We start from the raw sequence: 16,339 nt of genomic DNA, 5'->3' as shown, positions 1-16,339 counted from the left end.
CTAGATCTTCCCCCAAATGAACTCGGTGATGGCGCTTCCGGCTCGATGCGCCTTGCTCTCGAACTTCGTCACCGGGCGTTCGAGGCCGATCACCGTATCGGTTCCGGGATGTTCCGCATCGCCGCCGGTGGCCTCGTTCAGGCCTACGAGCTGCGGTTCTCCCGCGCCCACCTCGGCGATATGTTCGGCGTAGCCCGCGTGGTCGGTGGCTACGTGCACAATGCCGCCACGCTGCAGCCGGCTGGCGATCAGGGTCATCGTCGCGGGCTGCAGCAGCCGGCGCTTGTGGTGGCGAGCCTTCGGCCAGGGATCCGGGAAGAACACGCGCACGCCCGCTAGCGAATCCTCGGCAATCATGTGCTCGAGGACGTCGACGGCATCGCCGCGCAGCAGCCGGATGTTCTCGATGCCTTCCCGCTCGATCCGCTGTACCAGCTGGGCGAGACCCGGCTTGTATACCTCGATGCCGATCAGGTCGAACTGCGGCTCGGCCTTGGCCATCGCCGCGGTCGCGGTCCCCGTGCCACAGCCGATCTCGATGATCAGCGGGGCGGTCCGGCCGAACCAGGCGGCGGCGTCGAGCGGCTCGTCGCTCACCTCGCGGCCGATGCGCGGCCACATCCGCTCCCAGGATTGCTGTTGGGTCGCGGTCAACGCGCCACGACGCGAGCGGAAGCTGGTTACCCGCGGGTAGAGGCGGGAGGGCTCACGCTCGGGGGAGGGGCCGTCATGGTTACGCAAGCTGCCGCCTCCGGCCCCGTCGCTACCAGCTGCATCTTCGCGCTGTTCGCGGGGGCCTGCGTGGTTACGCAAGCTGCCGCCTCCGGCCCCGTCGCTACCAGCGGTGTCGTTCGCGGCGTCGTTCACGGCGTCCATTGTCCAGTATTCGATGATCAGGGCCGCAATCGACCGCGTCGAGAAGGGAAATCCCGGGTCAGAAGTGTTGCCGCGGTGGCGCGGAGCCCGGCGTCAGGCGGCGAGCGGCTGCGTCTGCGGCAGTTCCGGTTCGCTCTGCCTGCCCAGCGGCAGGCCCAGGATCATCCGGCCCGCGGTGCCGGCCAGCTCGAACAGCCCGCGCCAGCGCGACGGGGACGCCATCACCGACCAGACGGTCCGGGTCTCGGTGTCGGCGTCGGTGACCGGGCGGCCGGCGATGCGGTCGGCCAGCCAGTCCAGGCTCAGCGGCGTGGCCAGCGGTAACAACGTGAAGTGGTCGCTCAGCCGATCGCGCAGGTAGCCGACGGTGGCACCGCCCGCGCGGTAGCGCTCGACCTGCGCATCGATACACGAGACGTCGATGATGCGATCGTGCAGCGGCTGGATCACCAGGATCGGGCAGTGCGGGGTGTGCTTGCCGAGCCGCATATCGTCGAACATGTCGCACATCGCGGGGGTGCTCAGTACCTCTTCCAGTGGGTGATCGAGGTGTTTGCTGACGTCGTGGCCGGCGAGCCGAGCGAGCGCGACGATCGGTGGCAGCTGAGCCGCCCGTTCCAGCAGGCGCTCCCCGGAGCTGGTGATGTGCTTGTCGAGCACCTCCTCGAGCGCCGGATACACCTGGCGTAGCGCCGAGATCACGATGGCGGGGAAACCGGCGTACCGGCCACCGTTCAGCCGGATGAACACCTCACCCGGATCGCCGACCGGCGCGCCCAGTACCGCACCGGCGATGGTGAGCTCGGGCGCATAGGTGGGAGCCATCTCGACCAGCCAGGAGCCGGCCATCCCGCCCCCGGAGTAGCCCCAGACCACCACGGGGGTGTCGGTACCGAGCCCCAGCGGACGGAAGTGCATCGCGGCGCGGATGCCGTCGAGCGAGCGGTAGCCCGGTTCCCGGGGCGCGCCGAAACGGCCGTCCGGTCCCTCGTGATCGGCGATGCTCACCGCCCAGCCGCGGCGCAGTGCGTTGGCGACGAGCAGCAGTTCGAGCTGGGTGATCGAGCCCGGGACGACGGCGCCGCGGCGGAGTGCATAGGAGGGAGCGCATCGCTCGGTGACGGCGTCGATCGCCGATTCGAAGGCCAGCAACGGGCGGCGTTCGGCCGGATCGGCATCGGCGGGCAGCAGCACCGTGGTCACCGCGACCTCGGCGTCACCGTGCAGGTCGTTGCTGCGATACAGCAGCTGCCACGCCGTCACGCGCTGCGGAATGAGTCCCAGCAGCGCGATCTGCACGGGCCGGCTGCGCAGAACGGTTCCGGGTGCGTGCGCGGCCGCGTCGGCGGGTGCGCGATAGAAGGGGTCCTGCGACGGCGGCAGCGGCCGTTCGTTCTTCGTCGCGACGGCGGCGCCGTCGTTACCGATGACGTCGACGTTGACGCTCATCGCAACCTCCTTCGGATCCACGGGGCCGACGCACGGGCGCACGGCCGACCGGGGTCCACACCGCCGAGGCCGCGCACCGGCGGTGCCGCCGGCGGCTTCAGCGTAGGTGATCGAATCCGTGACCCGATAGTTCACCACTGTCGAATTATGCTGTGACACAAGCACAACCACCGTCTCACCGGAGAGATTCCCAATTCCGCGCCAATTACCGCTCACCTGCGGTGATGGTCGGGCCGCAGGCCATCGTCGCCGGTCGCGAGCTCGGGCAGGCGGTTTCGTGTGATCGATTACACATCGCTGTGTGGCGCAACGACGATCGGGCGCGCCGGTGAAAATCCGGTCGGTGCCGACAACCGCCGCGTCTTCTGACAGAATTTGCCGCCGGAAGGGGGTATCACCTGTGTCGAGAGCCACTGCAACCAGCGCTTCGCCGGGCTTGCTGAACGACCACGGCGGGCCCGCACCGGAACTCGAGCAACTCATCGCCACGGTGCGCGTCGGCGCCGGGTCCGCCCCGGGCGTCGCCGATCAGCTGGCGAGCGCGGCCGTGGCCTTCCGGCGGCCGCTGCGGATTCAGGTGACCGGCCGGGCCGGCGCCGGGAAATCGACGCTGTTGCGGGCGTTGGCCCTGATGTCGGCGGAGGAGACCGCGCCGGTGGATCAACCGGGCGTGCCGGATCCGGTGCTCGACGCCGATCTCGTCGTCTACGTGCTGGCGGGTTCGCTGCAGGCCGCCGATCGTCGCGTCCTCGAATCCCTGCGGCCCGAAACCACGATGGTCGTACTCAACAAGGCCGATGCCGTGGGCTCGCGGTGGGGCGATGCGGTGGTGGCCGCCGATCAGGCGGCGCACGTGCTGGGTGTTCCGGTGGCGCCGATGGTCGCCGAACTGGCCGTGCGCACCCGCGCCGGCACACCGAGCGACGACGATCTGCGCACGCTGCGTCGCCACGCGGCCGGTGGCGGCGCGGCGCTCACGCTCTCCCCGGAACTGTTCGTCGACCAATCGGCCGGGCCCGATGTGGCCGATCGCCGGGCGCTGCTGGAGCGCTGGGGCCTGCACGGGGTGAGCTGCGCCCTGGCCGCACTGCGTCATGAGCCGGAGTTGGGACCGCAGCAATTGCTGCAACTGCTGCATGCCGTGAGTGGGATCGATCCCGTGCACGCGCGCTTGCACCAGCGCTACGAGCAGCTCGCGGCCTTGCGCGGCGGTGATCTGCTCGACGATCTGGCTCGCATCGCCGCGCGCGCGATCCCACAGGGTGACGGTGGGCGCGCCCGCGACCTGATCGAGGACTACCTGGCCGGTGACGAGGCGCTGTGGACCGCGCTGCAGGCCGGACTGGCTCGCCCGGAGGTCCGTCATCTCGCGGCCGGATATCCGTCGGCGACACCGGCCGACGCCGACGACGCGCTGGTTCGCGCGCAACGCTGGCGCGCGGTGGCCGCCAGCGATATGCCGGCCGCCGCTCGCCGCGCCGCGATCCGGCTGCACAACGGATATATGCGGATGTGGGAGCGGATGAGTAGTGCCGGACTGTGATGTACCCGGATCGCCGGCCGAGCTGAACAGTCGGCGGGCGGGCGGGGTGGATCCCGAGGTGCTGGCCGTCGTCGAGCGATGGAATCCGCAGGGCGGCGCGCTGCTGCGCACGGTTCCCGCCGAACCGGGCCCGAATCCCGTCGCGCCGAACGGAGTCGCGGCGACACATGCGGAAGTCATTGCGACACAACCGGTGTCGGTGACGGTCATCGGTCCCGACGACGCCAACACCACCCTGCTGCGTACCGAACTGTCCCGCTTCGAACCGCGCGTAGCGCTCACCGATCCGGTCACCGACCCGGCAACCCTGGTCGCCGCCACCGATTTCGGCCCCGGCAGCGGACCGCCGGTGGCGCTCGTGCTGGTGGACCCCGGCGCCGCCGTCGGCGCCGCACTGCTCGATCCGGTCGCCCGCCTGCGGGCGGTGGGAACGCGAATGCTGTTCGCCATGAACGGCATTCACGCCCACCCCGACTGGCGTTCGGTACTGGATCGCGATACCGCCATGCTGGCCCGAGCGCTCGGCGCCGAGCCCGAGATTCTTCCGGTCTCGGCGCGCCTGGCCGTGGCCGCGCGCGGCAGCGGCGACGCCGCGCTCCTGGACCGCTCCGGCCTGGCCGCCCTGCACGCCCAGCTCAGCGCCGCCGTCGGGGCCGGGGTCGGCCCGGAGCAATTGGCCGAGGTCACCGCTCGGGTGCTCGCCGACACTCGCGCCCGGGTGCTGAGCCAGATCGAGGCGCTGCGCTCGGGCAGCGCGGTCGCCGCCCTGCGCGCCGAACGTACCGCCGCGCTGGCCGGACGCGACGGTGGCCGCGCCCAGGCCCTGGGCGCCCTGCGTAATCGGCTGCAGTTGGCCCGGGTCGATCTGACGCACGAGGTCGGCGCCCGCGTCCGCACCGTGAACGCCACCGCCCGTGCCGATCTGGACCGCCTCGACCGCCGCTCGGTGCGCGGCTATCCCGATCTGCTGCAGGCGGCGGTGAATCAGGCCACCGCCGAACTCGACGGCGTGGTCCGTCACCGCCTGGCCGAACTCGCCCGCCAGCTCGAGGCCGTGGCGGGGTCGGAACCACAGCCCACGCTCGCCTCACCGCCGGCTCCGCCGACCGATCCCGCACCCCGGGTCGGGCCCGATCCGGAGCGCCGCCACCGCGGCGTCGAGGATCGGCTGATGATCGCCCTGGGCGCATCGGCGGGTTTCGGCCTCGGCCGGTTGATCGTTGCGCCGTTGTCGCTGGTGCCGGCGTTGGATTACGCCACCGTGCCGGTCACCCTGGCCCTCGGCGCGGGCGTGGCGTGGTGGGTGGTGGGGGCCCGGGGACATCTGGCCGATCGGGCACATCTGCGGCAATGGGTGACCGATGTGCTGGTCAATGTGAAGGCCCAGCTGGAGCAGCGGGTGGCGACGGCCCTGGTGGAGGCCGAGTCCGAGCTGACCGAACAGGTGGTGCGCGCGAGCACCGCCCGCATGGTCGAGGCCGATCGCCGGGTCGCGGAGCTGGAGGGGCAACTGCGCCGCGCGGCCGCCGAACAGCCTGCTCGAGTGGCCGCATGCGAACGCGATCTGGCGATCCTGCGGGCCGCGGTCGCCGGGTGATCCGGCCCCGTCGAGGTTTGCCGGTTCCGCACAGCTGCGGTCCTGGTGAGGTGGGAAGGTTTCGACCGGGTCCCGAGTGAGCAACCCCATTCCGTACCGACCGTCACATCGCGTTAACCTCTTTACTTAAGGAATCCGGGTGTCCGTCTCGTTCTCGTACGCCGCCCAGCCGGGGCGTGCTGTTCGGCGAGCCGGGCGGATGTCCACAGCCAACGGCGGCCTTCCTGGTGTTGAAAGCTGTTTCGGCAGCTCTCTGGCCCGCCGCTCATCTCAGGAGAGTTTTCATGACCTCAGCGACCATTCCTGGTCTTCACGGATCCGATGGCACCGCGCCGACCAAGCATGCCGGACTGCTCGCCTGGGTGCAGGAGGTCGCAGAGCTCACCCAGCCGGAGCGGGTCGTCTGGGCCGACGGTTCCGATGAGGAATGGGACCGGCTGACCGACCGGCTGGTCGCGGCCGGCACCTTCCAGAAGCTCAACGAGCACAAGAAGCCGAATTCCTTCCTCGCGCTGTCGGACCCTTCCGACGTCGCCCGCGTCGAGTCGCGCACCTTCATCTGTTCGCGCACCGAGGCCGACGCCGGCCCGACCAACAACTGGGTCGACCCGAACGAGATGCGCGCCACCATGACCGAGCTGTACCGCGGCAGCATGAAGGGCCGCACCATGTACGTGGTGCCCTTCTGCATGGGCCCGCTGGGCGCCGCGGACCCGAAGCTCGGCGTCGAGCTCACCGACTCCGAGTACGTCGTGGTGTCGATGCGCGTGATGACCCGCATGGGCAAGGCCGCGCTGGAGAAGCTGGGCACCGATCGCCCGTTCGTAAAGGCGCTGCATTCGGTCGGTGCGCCTTTGACGGGCGACGTGGCAGATGTCCCCTGGCCGTGCAACGACACCAAGTACATCACCCACTTCCCCGAGGACCGCGAGATCTGGTCCTACGGTTCGGGCTACGGCGGCAACGCGCTGCTGGGCAAGAAGTGCTACTCGCTGCGCATCGCCTCGGCGATGGCGCACGACGAGGGTTGGCTGGCCGAGCACATGCTGATCCTCAAGCTCATCTCCCCGGAGAACAAGAACTACTACGTCGCCGCCGCGTTCCCGAGCGCCTGCGGTAAGACGAACCTGGCGATGCTGCAGCCGACCGTTCCGGGCTGGCGCGCGGAGACCCTGGGTGACGACATCGCGTGGATGCGCTTCGGCGAGGACGGCCGCCTGTACGCGGTGAACCCGGAGTTCGGCTTCTTCGGCGTCGCCCCCGGCACCAACCACAAGTCGAACCCGAATGCGATGGCCACGCTCGAGGCCGGCAACACCGTCTACACCAACGTCGCGCTGACCGACGACCGCGACGTCTGGTGGGAGGGACTCGAGGGCGAGCCCGACCACCTGATCGACTGGAAGGGTAACGACTGGTACCTGCGCGAGACCGAAACGCTTGCCGCGCATCCGAACTCGCGCTACTGCACGCCGATGTCGCAGTGCCCGACCCTCGCCCCGGAGTGGGACGACCCGCAGGGCGTGCCGATTTCGGCGATCCTGTTCGGCGGCCGCCGCAAGACCACGATCCCGCTGGTGACCGAGTCCTTCGACTGGCAGCACGGCGTATTCATGGGCGCCACAATGTCTTCCGAGCAGACCGCCGCCGCCGAGGGCAAGGTCGGCAACGTGCGCCGCGATCCGATGGCCATGCTGCCGTTCATGGGCTACCACGTCGGTGACTACATGAACCACTGGATCAACCTGGGCAAGAACGCCGACGCCACCAAGTTGCCGAAGATCTTCTACGTCAACTGGTTCCGCCGCGGCGACGACGGCCGCTTCCTGTGGCCGGGCTTCGGCGAGAACTCCCGCGTGCTGGAGTGGATCGTCAACCGGATCGAGGGCAAGGCCGAGGCCGAGGCCACCGCGATCGGCAATGTGCCCACCGCCGGCGACCTGGACCTCGAGGGTCTGGACGTGGACCCCGCCGACGTCGACGCCTCGCTGAAGGTCGACCTCGACGAGTGGCGCAAGGAGATCCCGCTGATCGAGGAGTGGTTCGAATTCGTCGGCGACAAGCTGCCCTCGGGCGTGCGTGACGAATTCGAGGCGCTCAAGCAGCGCCTGGGCTAGTCGGACGACGCCGTTCACCGAACGACGAAAGCGAGCCGCCCGCACCGTCTTTGCGACGGGGCGGGCGGCTCGTCATTTCCGCGGTTCCGCGTGCGGAATGGCGCGCTTGTCCTATTCTGATTGTGTTCTGCATCTCACGAATACTCCCCGTGGTTGCGGGGAATTAACTACTCGGCTGAACTGACTGCTTGCAGGTGCTCGTGGATTCCGTTGTCTGGCCGACCGGTCGGGGTATGTGGGAGGTGGGTGTAGGCATGACAGAACTCGGGTTCGATGCTGTCTCGGGATTAGCCGGCGCGCGGTGGGCCGATCCGGAAGTGGACTTCACGCCGACGGCGGCGAGTACGCCGCTGCAGCGTGCCGCGGCCCGCTTGCAGGCCGTACTCCCCCCTGGGTGGCAGGTCGACATCGACCTCGCCGCGCCGCGCCCGCACGAAAATCCGCAGCCGGTGCTGCGAGTTCGCTTGTCCGAGAATTGATTCGGCGCACAGTCCCTGGCGTCACGTACTGCGCGCAGCGGACATCCCGGACCGATCGCCCAGCCGGGAGGCGCGAAATCCTACCTCGCGGTTCGCTTTTCGCAAAACGCACTATTGCGTTTCCTGCGATTGCAGAGCATGCTTAGAGCAACATTGCCGGACGATTTTACAGATGCAATCGCAGGGGAGTCCGAATCATGGCGGTGCACGTGGTCGGCCGATCGCTGATGACCAGTGATCAGACCCCACATCAGGCAAGGTCCGTCGGTACCGGGGGCTGGGTGGTGTCCTTTCTGCCCGGCCGGACCTTGACGCTCGAACAGGCGACGGCGGCGCTGCAGGCGGCCGAGGCGGTGGCGGCGGTCCGCTCACTCGCCGACCGCGTCGGCCTGACCCCGCTGGAAACCGTCGGCCTGGCCATGCAGGAGCCGCCGTGGAGCGAACCGGCGCGGCGCACCCGTCGGCGGGGATGGCTGGAGTAGGTCGGCACGAGTAGATCCGGATGCGGCTCAGCGGAGGGGTCTGGTCGCGACGACGACCAGATTGCTGACCAGTAGTTCCCGCACGCCCGGTATGCGCGTCACCCACCACGCCCAGCGCGGGTGGTAGCGGGGGAAAGCGGCGAGGATCCGGGCCCGGCCGCCGGTTTCGCGCGCCCATCGCAGCCCGTCGGCGGCGCTGACGGCGAACAGGGAGCTGCCGAAGCGGTTCTTGGGCTGCTTTCCGGTGCGGCGGGTGTAGCGCCGGGCCGCGAACTCACCGCCGAGGTAGTGCCACGGACCGGTCTCGTGCCCGCCGAACGGTCCGAGCCACACCGTGTAGGACAGCACCATCAGACCGCCCGGTTTGGTGATCCGCAGCATCTCGTCGGCCATCACCCACGGCTGTGGCACATGTTCGGCGACATTCGAGGAAAGACAGATGTCGACGGCGTCGTCGCGGATGGGCAGCGCCATTCCGGATCCGCGGACTGCGCCGGCGACGGTGAGCCCGGCGGCGTGCATTTCGGTCGGATCGGGTTCGATCGGCAGATAGCGCGCGCCCGCCGCCGCGAATTCGTCCGCGAAGTAGCCGGGGCCCCCGCCCACATCGACGATCACGGTGCCGCTGAGGTCCCGGCCGGTCAGATCGCGATAGAAATCGGCGATCAGGTCGGCGGTATCGGCGGCGATCCCGCCGTAGAACCGCGCCGGATCGGTTTGTTCGAAGCGGAAACTGCCCAACAGGCGCAGTGAACGGCGAAGGGTGGCCCGGCGCGCGAAGCGGGGACGCGGTCCGGTTGCGTCGGATCGAAGCATGGCCGCGCCAGTCTATGCGGCCACCGCAGCGACCCGGAACGGCCGTCGGCGGCTATGGTGGACCCCACTGTCGTCCGACGTGAACGATCTGGAGAACTGCCGTGCCCGAAATCGGCCCTCGCGAGCGCGCTGCCGTGGCGCAGCTCTGTGGGCCCGGCGGCGGCGAGAACGAGGCCCACCCGAGTGCTGACGTGCGGGAAGTCCTGCTGCTGTGCTGGCGCGATACGGGACATCCGCAGGGCGGCGGGAGCGAGCGGTATCTCGAGCAGGTGGGTGCGCAGTTGGCGGCACGCGGGGTGAAGGTGACGCTGCGGACCGCGCACTATCCGGGCGCGCCGCGCCGGGAGCGTATCGACGGCATCGAGATCAGCCGGGCCGGCGGGCGCTTCACCGTCTATCCGCGCGCGCTGGCCGCCATCGCGGCCGGGCGGCTGGGCTTCGGCCCGCTGCGCGGAGTGCGGCCGGACGCGGTGATCGACACCCAGAACGGCATTCCGTTCTTCGCCCGGACGGTCTCCGGGGCGCCCTCGGTGGTCCTGGTGCACCACGGCCATCGGGAGCAGTGGCCGGTGGCGGGTCGTGTGGTCGGGCGGATCGGCTGGTGGATCGAATCGCGACTGTCCCCGCGGGTCCATCGGCGCGACCAATATCTGACCGTATCGCTGCCCTCCGCGGAGGAGCTCGCTTCGCTCGGGGTCGATGCGACGCGAATCGCGGTGGTGCGCAACGGTGCCGAACCCGTACCCGCGCAAGCGCCGACCGGTGGCGAATCGACCCGCACCCCGTATCCGAGCATCGTCGTGCTGTCGAGGCTGGTGCCGCACAAGCAGATCGAGGACGCGCTCGACGTCGTCGCGGGTCTGCGTGACCGCCTGCCCGGTCTGCGCCTCGACGTGATCGGCGACGGCTGGTGGGCCGACAATCTGAAAGACCGCGCGCATCGCTCGGGTATCGCCGACGCGGTGGAATTCCACGGCTTCGTCGACGAAGCGCGCAAGCACGAATTGCTTTCCCGCGCTTGGGTTCAGGTGCTGCCCTCCCGCAAGGAAGGGTGGGGTCTCGCGGTGATCGAGGCCGCGCAGCACGGCGTCCCGACCATCGGCTACCGCAGTTCACGGGGGCTCACCGACTCCATCGTCGACGGCGTGACCGGGGTGCTGGTGGACGACTCCAGCCAGCTCACCGAGACCGTCGGGGAACTGCTCGCCGACTCCGAGGCGCGAATTGTCATGGGGGAGAAGGCTCGTACGCGAGCTCGCGAGTTCTCCTGGGAGCAGACGGGTACCGGAGTCGGTGAGGTCCTGGCCGCTGCCGCCCGGGGGCGGTTCATCTCGGGGCTGGTGACGGGACGTGCGACGGTGGCCGCTGCGACGTCGGCGCCGCTGCGAGACGATCGCGTCGCGCCGACTCTGCGCTGATCAGCGGACGATATCTGCCGGCCGACGGCACGCCTGTCGATCCGTGTGAATCATCTCCTCCGTCGCCTGTCGGTCGGCGTCGCGACGAGGCCGGTCAGGAGCAGAGCGGCCCAGAGCGCGTGCGCGGCGATGGCTACGGTGCGGTCGGTGGCGGTGGCCCTGGCCACGTCCCGTGCGCCCGGTACGCGGTACAGCGTCAGATCGGCGTCGGAGTACACCGGCTGTAGCGCGCCCAGCGTGGTCTTCGCATCGCCGACCGCTCCCGGCGTGCGATGTTCGACGAGAATCCACCCGACGCCGTGGGCGGCGAGGTCGGCGGGTGCCGCTCCCCGGAGCAGAAGGTTTTCCACTCGCTGGGCCCGTGCCCCCTCGCCCGCCACCACTCGGCCCCGGACCGGCAGCACCCCTGTCTGCAGAACATCCGACCGCAGCATGCGCGGCGCCGGATCCAGCACCGGCACCCGTCCGCTGTAGGGGAATACGCGGAACATCCCCGCGGGCGATACGGCGACGTCACCGGGACCGTCGACCACCGCGGCGACCCGCTGCCACGCCGGCGGGTAGTGCACCGGTCGCAGTGCTCCGCCCACTCCCCACGCCAGGTCGGGAAGGGTGAGGATCAGCGCGGCGATGAACAGCAGGGCGGTAAGCGGTTGCGCGGCAACAGGTTCGGCCTGCACCGGCTCGCCACCAGCGTTCGACGGTCGGTCCGCATCCGCCGCTCGTGGTGACGGCGTTGCCGACGGGCTGCTCGTATTCGTCTGGTCCGCTTGTGGCGCAGTCTGTTTCGCGATCTCCGTGCGGTGTCGGCGGCCGAGTGCGGCGAGGGCGCGACAGCCCGCCGCCGCGCACAGGGTGTACGCGGGCATGGCAAGGGCGACGTATTTCTGGGTGTCGCGCAGCAGTCCGGCGCCGGGGATGCGCGCGATCAGGGATTCGCCGATGGCGAGCCCCCACCCCGTAGCCCCCAGGGCCGGCAGCAGGATGCAGACGGCGGCCAGTACCAGCAACATCCGCCGGGGATAACGCGTGGATCGTTCACCCCGGGCTGCCACCGCGCGCACGCCCGAGACGACGATCGCCAGCAGGACGAGAGTCGACAACACCGCGAAAAGCGTTGTCCGGGAGCCGGGTACCGCCTCGCCGTTCCAGATCCCACCCAGTCCGGCCAGGCTCCCCAGCGTGCCGAGCCCCGGTTCGGCCCGCGCGGCGAAGGCCGCCACCCCCGTCGGATCGGACGGTTCGGCCCCGCTACCGGACAGTGCGGTGGCCACCAGCCACGGACTGGCGCTCACCAGCCACAGCGCCACCGCGCCGACGACATTGCGCCGGCCCACCGTGAGAATCGCCAGCACGCCCGCCAGTAGCGAACCGGTCGGGGTCAAACCCGCCGCGGCGAGGACGCCGCCCAGCATCGACCACGGCGCGGCGGCGGCCGGTAGCCCCCGACGGGGCCGGTGATCGTCGGTGGTCCGCTCCGCTCCCTCACCGGCCGGCTCCCGGGCGCCGCCGGTCCGTATCCGTTGTCCGAGGACGACGGTCCAGGGCAGTGCCGCGTATCCGGCCAGCAGGCTCCAATGTCCCTGCAGCAGCCGTTCGGCGACATAGGGATTCCAGATCGCGACCGTCGCGGCGACGAGCCGGGGAGCCAGGGAGACTCCCAGCAGGGTGTGCGCGAGCCGGGCCGCACCCCATCCGGCGGCCGTGAGTGCCAGCACCAGGATGGCCTTGACGACGATCCCGCCGTCCACCACCACCGACAGTGCCGCGAGCAATCCGTCCTGTGGCACGGCCCGCGGCGCCGCGTCACCCAGGCCCAGTGCCGCATCGGTCGGATACGACCGGGGCGTGCTCACGCCGTCGCGCAGCAGCAGATAACCCGGCCCCAGCAGCGGCCCGACCACGATCAGGGCGAGCGCCAGGCTGTAGGCCACGGGAACGATCCGAGCCCACCTCGGCGCGGCGGCCGCAGGCAGCTGCGAGCTTCTGGTGTCGTCGCCGTGTTCTCGAGCCCCGGTCACGCTGAGTCACCCTACGTCGGCCGCAATGCCGGCGACGGTCGCCCGTCCGGTGCTCCTAAACTCGCACGCCGATCTGGCGCAGCAACGTCACGTCGTCGAATACCGCACGAGCCCGAGCGATCTTCCCCTCGCGGATCGTGTACAGGCCGAGCTGGGTGTACTCCACCGGCCGGTGGGTCGCCGGGACGCCGCGCAATTCCGCGGAATGGGTGCCGCGGATCGTGATGTGGGCCCAGACCCGGTCGTCCTCGGCGATCAGCTCGTCCACGGTGAAGGTGGCATCGGGAAGCGCGCGGAAGTAGTCGAGCAGGAACGCGCGGTAGTCCTGCACGGTGAAATCGGCGCGACCGGTGCGGGCGGCGAGGGTCGGGAAGGTGCAATCCGGCGTGAAGCTGTCCCAGATTGCCGCCAGATCCCTGGTCGCGGCGTCGCCGACCTTCATGAATCGGCGAATGACGTCCTTGTTCGCTTCGATCGACATATCCAACCCTCACATTGAGACCGTATCGTTGATACTAAAGATATGGTCTCAGTGAGATGGTGTCAACGCGGCGAGATGAGGGGTTGTTCATGGATCGATGCGCCGAATGCGGTTTCGAGTACCGGCCGGCCGAGTCGCCGCAGGCCGCGGGCGCGATCGTCGCGGGCGTCACCGAGCTGGCGGCGACGCTGAACGACTGCCCCGACGCGGAGCGTCGCCGCCTTCCGCAGCTGTGGTCGCCGCTCGAGTACGGCTGTCACGTCCGCGACGTCCTGCTCGTGCAGCGGGAACGCATCCTGCTGGCGCGCCGCACCGACCGCCCGGCCCTGCTCACCATGGGCCGCGACGAACGTGCCGATCACGACGGCTACGCCGACCAGGATCCCGCCGACGTGGCGCAGGAACTGCTCGTGTCGGCGCGACTGCTCGCGAATGTGCTCGACCGCCTCGCCGAGGACGACTGGGACCGCCGCGTTCTGTACAACTACCCCGATCGCGTCGAGCGCGAACTGCGCTGGGTGGCGGTCCACACCGTCCACGAGGTCCGCCACCATCTGCTCGACGTGGTCCGCCAGCTGGCGGACGAGGACTGAAAACAGCCGCCCGACGGCGTACCGCGGGCCTCGGCTGTTCCGGGCGGGGACGAGGTGGGAGCATGGCGGGATGCCTGCCCTGCGCCGTCTACCCGTGGTCGCGGATATGACCCTGGTGACCGCTGGGGCCATGACCGCGAATATCGCCGGCTATCTGCTGCAACTGCTGGCCGGGCGCTGGCTGGGCGTGGCCGGCTACAGCGCCTTCGCGAGCCTGCTGGCCGTGCAGTTGCTGGCCGCGGTGCCGGCGTTGGCCCTGCAGAATGTGGTCGCACGGGAGCTGGTGCGCGGCGCCGCGGTGGCGACGGTGCGCGGTTTGACCCGGCGCTGCGCGCTGATCGTGGCGGTTGTCGCACTCGCGCTCATACCCCTCGTCGCGGTGCTGCTGCACGTGCCGGCACCCGCCGCGGGCGGGGCGCTGATCGCGGCGCCGGTGCTGGTACTGCTCTCCGGGGAGCAGGGCATTCTGCAGGGAACGAACCGATTCCGTTCGCTCGCAATCGTTCTCGGTGGTTCGGCGATCGCCCGGGTAGCTCCGGCGCTGATCGCGCTGGCCGTCGGGGCGGGTGCCGCTGCCGCGCTCTGGGGCGCTGCCCTCGGCCTGCTGGTGGCCACCGTTGCGGCGAACCGGATCGCGCGACTCGCACTCTCGGCGAGGGATGCCGGCTCGCCCCCGTTGCCGCCGGACGCGGCCGAAGTCGCGGAGGCTCCGGTCGCCGGCGAGGCCTGGGGAACCGGTGCGCGGGCCGGGGCGGTGCGGGCCGCCGGCGTGGGCGCGGTCCTGCGCGCCGCACAGGTTCAAGCCGCGTTGATGGCGCTCTCGTCCGCGGATCTGATCGTCGCTCGCATCGTGCTCGACGAGGCGGACGCCAGCCGCTACGCCCTCGGTGCGATCGCCACCAAGATCGCTTTCTGGCTGCCGCAGGCCGTCGGCGTCGTGCTGTATCCGCGGATGGCGCAACCGCAGCATTCCGTGCGTGCGCTGCGTTCCGCGCTCGGCGTGCTGGGGGCGGTCGGGCTGGTCGCCGTGGCGGGTGCGGCCGTGCTGGCGCCGCTGGCCCCGTTGTTCGCCGGGCGCGACTACGCGCCGATCCAGGATCTGCTGTGGCTGTTCGCGCTCGCCGGCGCGCTGTTGGCAGTGCTGCAGGGAGCCCTGCTGTCGGCCATCGCCGCCGACCGCACGGCGCCGGCCGTCGTGATCTGGATCGGATTGGCGGTCGAAGTGGGCGTCGCCGTGCCGTTCGTGCGCAGCCTGCCCGTGTTGATCGCGCTGGCCACCGGAGTCGCCGCGACGGTCACCGCGCTGGTGGTCGCCGTCGTGATCCGGACCGTACGCCGCGACCCGCGCGCTGCCACCGATGTTGCTGTGGAAGAACGGCTTTCGCCGTTGTCGGCCGAGTGACATCGGGGTCGGCGCGGCTTATGCGTCCGACTCCATGACGTCCTCGGCGGTGATGTCCTCGGCCGCGCGCTGGTACGCCTCGGCCGCGCGCGCGAAATAGTCGAACAGCAATTCCCGCTGTTCGGGGGTGTAGCCGCGCACGATCTCGCCGATCCGGCGGCGCGCGGGGGCCAGGGCGCTGTCCAGGCCGGCGGGCCGGTCCACCGGTTCGACGATGACCTTGCGCCGGTCGGCCGGATCCGGCGCCCGGCGCACGTAACCACCCTGTTCCAGGCGATCGATCAGGCGGGTGGTGGGTCCGGTGGTGAGCCCGGTGCGGGCGCCGAGTTCGCCGGGCGTCATCGCCCCGCTTAATTCCAGGATGTTCAGCGCGTAGAGGTCGGTGGCCCCGAGCCCGACCGCTTTCGCCCCCGCTTGGGCATGCAGCACCACCGAACTCAGATAGCGCCGAAAGACCTCGCTGTCGCGGCTTGCTGTTGACACCAGGCGCACCTCTCTCATAATCTCTTCCTCAACAAAGAGACTTCTTCAAAGAAGAAAAATCTTCTAAGCAGAGAATATCACGAGAGGGAACGCTCATGACCGCGACCGACACCACTGCCATCCGCGCCCTCATCGAGCGCAGCCGGGACGCGTGGAATCGCGGTGACGGCGCCGCCTACGGGGCGTGTTTCACCGCCGACGCCACCGACGTCACCTACCTGGGCAGCGTCTACCACGGCGGGTCCGAGATCGGCAGCGCGCATCAGGCGCTGTTCGACAGCTTCCTGAAGGGCACCCGGCTCACCGTCGACATCGTCGAGATCCGCCACTACGGCAGCGATACCGCCGTGGTCGTCACTCGCGGCGAATCGGCGAAGGGGCAGGCGAAGAAACTGGGCAAACTCGCCACCTACACGGTGGTCCGCGAATCCGACGGCCGGTGGCGGATCGCGGCGGTGCAGAAGACCCAGCGCAAAACCCTGATGGAGGCCCTGACCTTCCGCCTGCAGCCCGCCGCTCGGCCGGCCGCACGGTAGCGCCCGGAATACGACAGTGGCTCCCCGGTCCGACAACCGGGGAGCC

At 69.9% G+C, this 16,339-nt stretch carries 15 protein-coding genes; 9 read left to right on the top strand and 6 right to left on the bottom strand.

The window, feature by feature from the left end; all coding sequences use genetic code 11:
• Complete coding sequence (trmB, locus tag NN2_RS07060; RefSeq protein WP_372453184.1) at window positions 1-813, bottom strand: tRNA (guanosine(46)-N7)-methyltransferase TrmB; 813 nt, start codon at window positions 811-813, stop codon at window positions 1-3.
• A 156-nt stretch (window positions 814-969) separates the two neighbouring features.
• The gene (locus tag NN2_RS07055; RefSeq protein ID WP_063011560.1) at window positions 970-2,325 is read right to left on the bottom strand and encodes a lipase family protein; all 1,356 of its coding nucleotides are present in this window, start codon (window positions 2,323-2,325) and stop codon (window positions 970-972) included.
• 400 nt (window positions 2,326-2,725) lie between these two features.
• Between NN2_RS07055 and NN2_RS07050 the strand changes: the two genes are divergently transcribed.
• From NN2_RS07050 to NN2_RS07030, 5 genes are all read left to right on the top strand, one after another.
• Window positions 2,726-3,868 (top strand): tRNA modification GTPase, encoded by a 1,143-nt coding sequence (locus NN2_RS07050; RefSeq protein WP_227462681.1) that lies wholly within the window; start codon window positions 2,726-2,728, stop codon window positions 3,866-3,868.
• Window positions 3,855-5,465, top strand: a complete 1,611-nt coding sequence (locus NN2_RS07045; RefSeq protein WP_245658578.1) for a hypothetical protein — start codon at window positions 3,855-3,857, stop codon at window positions 5,463-5,465. The genes NN2_RS07050 and NN2_RS07045 overlap by 14 nt, the downstream gene beginning before the upstream one ends.
• 284 nt (window positions 5,466-5,749) lie before the next feature.
• Entirely contained in the window at window positions 5,750-7,582 is a 1,833-nt protein-coding gene (locus NN2_RS07040; protein WP_063011466.1) for a phosphoenolpyruvate carboxykinase (GTP), read from the top strand.
• 254 nt (window positions 7,583-7,836) lie between these two features.
• Window positions 7,837-8,061 (top strand): hypothetical protein, encoded by a 225-nt coding sequence (locus tag NN2_RS07035; RefSeq protein WP_036523660.1) that lies wholly within the window; start codon window positions 7,837-7,839, stop codon window positions 8,059-8,061.
• Between the two features lie 197 nt (window positions 8,062-8,258).
• The gene (locus NN2_RS07030) at window positions 8,259-8,543 is read left to right on the top strand and encodes a hypothetical protein (RefSeq protein ID WP_030514228.1); all 285 of its coding nucleotides are present in this window, start codon (window positions 8,259-8,261) and stop codon (window positions 8,541-8,543) included.
• Between the two features lie 27 nt (window positions 8,544-8,570).
• On the opposite strand, the gene NN2_RS07025 is transcribed toward NN2_RS07030, so the two are convergent.
• Window positions 8,571-9,359 carry a class I SAM-dependent methyltransferase gene (locus NN2_RS07025; RefSeq protein ID WP_063011464.1) on the bottom strand — a complete coding sequence of 263 codons (789 nt, stop codon included), beginning with the start codon at window positions 9,357-9,359 and terminating at the stop codon, window positions 8,571-8,573.
• Between the two features lie 191 nt (window positions 9,360-9,550).
• Between NN2_RS07025 and NN2_RS07020 the strand changes: the two genes are divergently transcribed.
• Window positions 9,551-10,777: a glycosyltransferase family 4 protein gene (locus tag NN2_RS07020; protein WP_063011556.1), complete on the top strand. Its 1,227-nt coding sequence runs from the start codon at window positions 9,551-9,553 to the stop codon at window positions 10,775-10,777.
• 50 nt (window positions 10,778-10,827) lie between these two features.
• Here NN2_RS07020 and NN2_RS07015 read toward each other — a convergent pair whose 3' ends face one another.
• Together NN2_RS07015 and NN2_RS07010 are read right to left on the bottom strand one after the other, a co-directional pair.
• Complete coding sequence (locus tag NN2_RS07015) at window positions 10,828-12,753, bottom strand: MmpA family trehalose lipid delivery protein (RefSeq protein WP_439955846.1); 1,926 nt, start codon at window positions 12,751-12,753, stop codon at window positions 10,828-10,830.
• Between the two features lie 100 nt (window positions 12,754-12,853).
• Window positions 12,854-13,279, bottom strand: coding sequence for an ester cyclase (locus NN2_RS07010; RefSeq protein ID WP_063011462.1), 426 nt, complete (start codon window positions 13,277-13,279; stop codon window positions 12,854-12,856).
• A gap of 89 nt (window positions 13,280-13,368) precedes the next feature.
• Between NN2_RS07010 and NN2_RS07005 the strand changes: the two genes are divergently transcribed.
• On the top strand, window positions 13,369-13,872 hold the full coding sequence (locus NN2_RS07005) for a DinB family protein (protein WP_063011552.1): 504 nt from the start codon (window positions 13,369-13,371) through the stop codon (window positions 13,870-13,872).
• A 70-nt stretch (window positions 13,873-13,942) separates the two neighbouring features.
• Window positions 13,943-15,274: a polysaccharide biosynthesis protein gene (locus tag NN2_RS07000; protein WP_063011460.1), complete on the top strand. Its 1,332-nt coding sequence runs from the start codon at window positions 13,943-13,945 to the stop codon at window positions 15,272-15,274.
• Between the two features lie 18 nt (window positions 15,275-15,292).
• On the opposite strand, the gene NN2_RS06995 is transcribed toward NN2_RS07000, so the two are convergent.
• Window positions 15,293-15,757, bottom strand: a complete 465-nt coding sequence (locus NN2_RS06995) for a MarR family winged helix-turn-helix transcriptional regulator (protein ID WP_063011550.1) — start codon at window positions 15,755-15,757, stop codon at window positions 15,293-15,295.
• 95 nt (window positions 15,758-15,852) lie between these two features.
• On the opposite strand from NN2_RS06995, the gene NN2_RS06990 reads away from it, so the two are divergent.
• Window positions 15,853-16,293 carry an SgcJ/EcaC family oxidoreductase gene (locus NN2_RS06990; RefSeq protein ID WP_063011458.1) on the top strand — a complete coding sequence of 147 codons (441 nt, stop codon included), beginning with the start codon at window positions 15,853-15,855 and terminating at the stop codon, window positions 16,291-16,293.
• The last annotated feature ends 46 nt before the right edge of the window (window positions 16,294-16,339 follow it).

The organism is Nocardia nova NBRC 15556 (genome assembly GCF_001613005.1).
GTDB classification, from domain to species: domain Bacteria; phylum Actinomycetota; class Actinomycetes; order Mycobacteriales; family Mycobacteriaceae; genus Nocardia; species Nocardia nova.
This window is presented reverse-complemented; position numbering and strand designations above follow the sequence as displayed.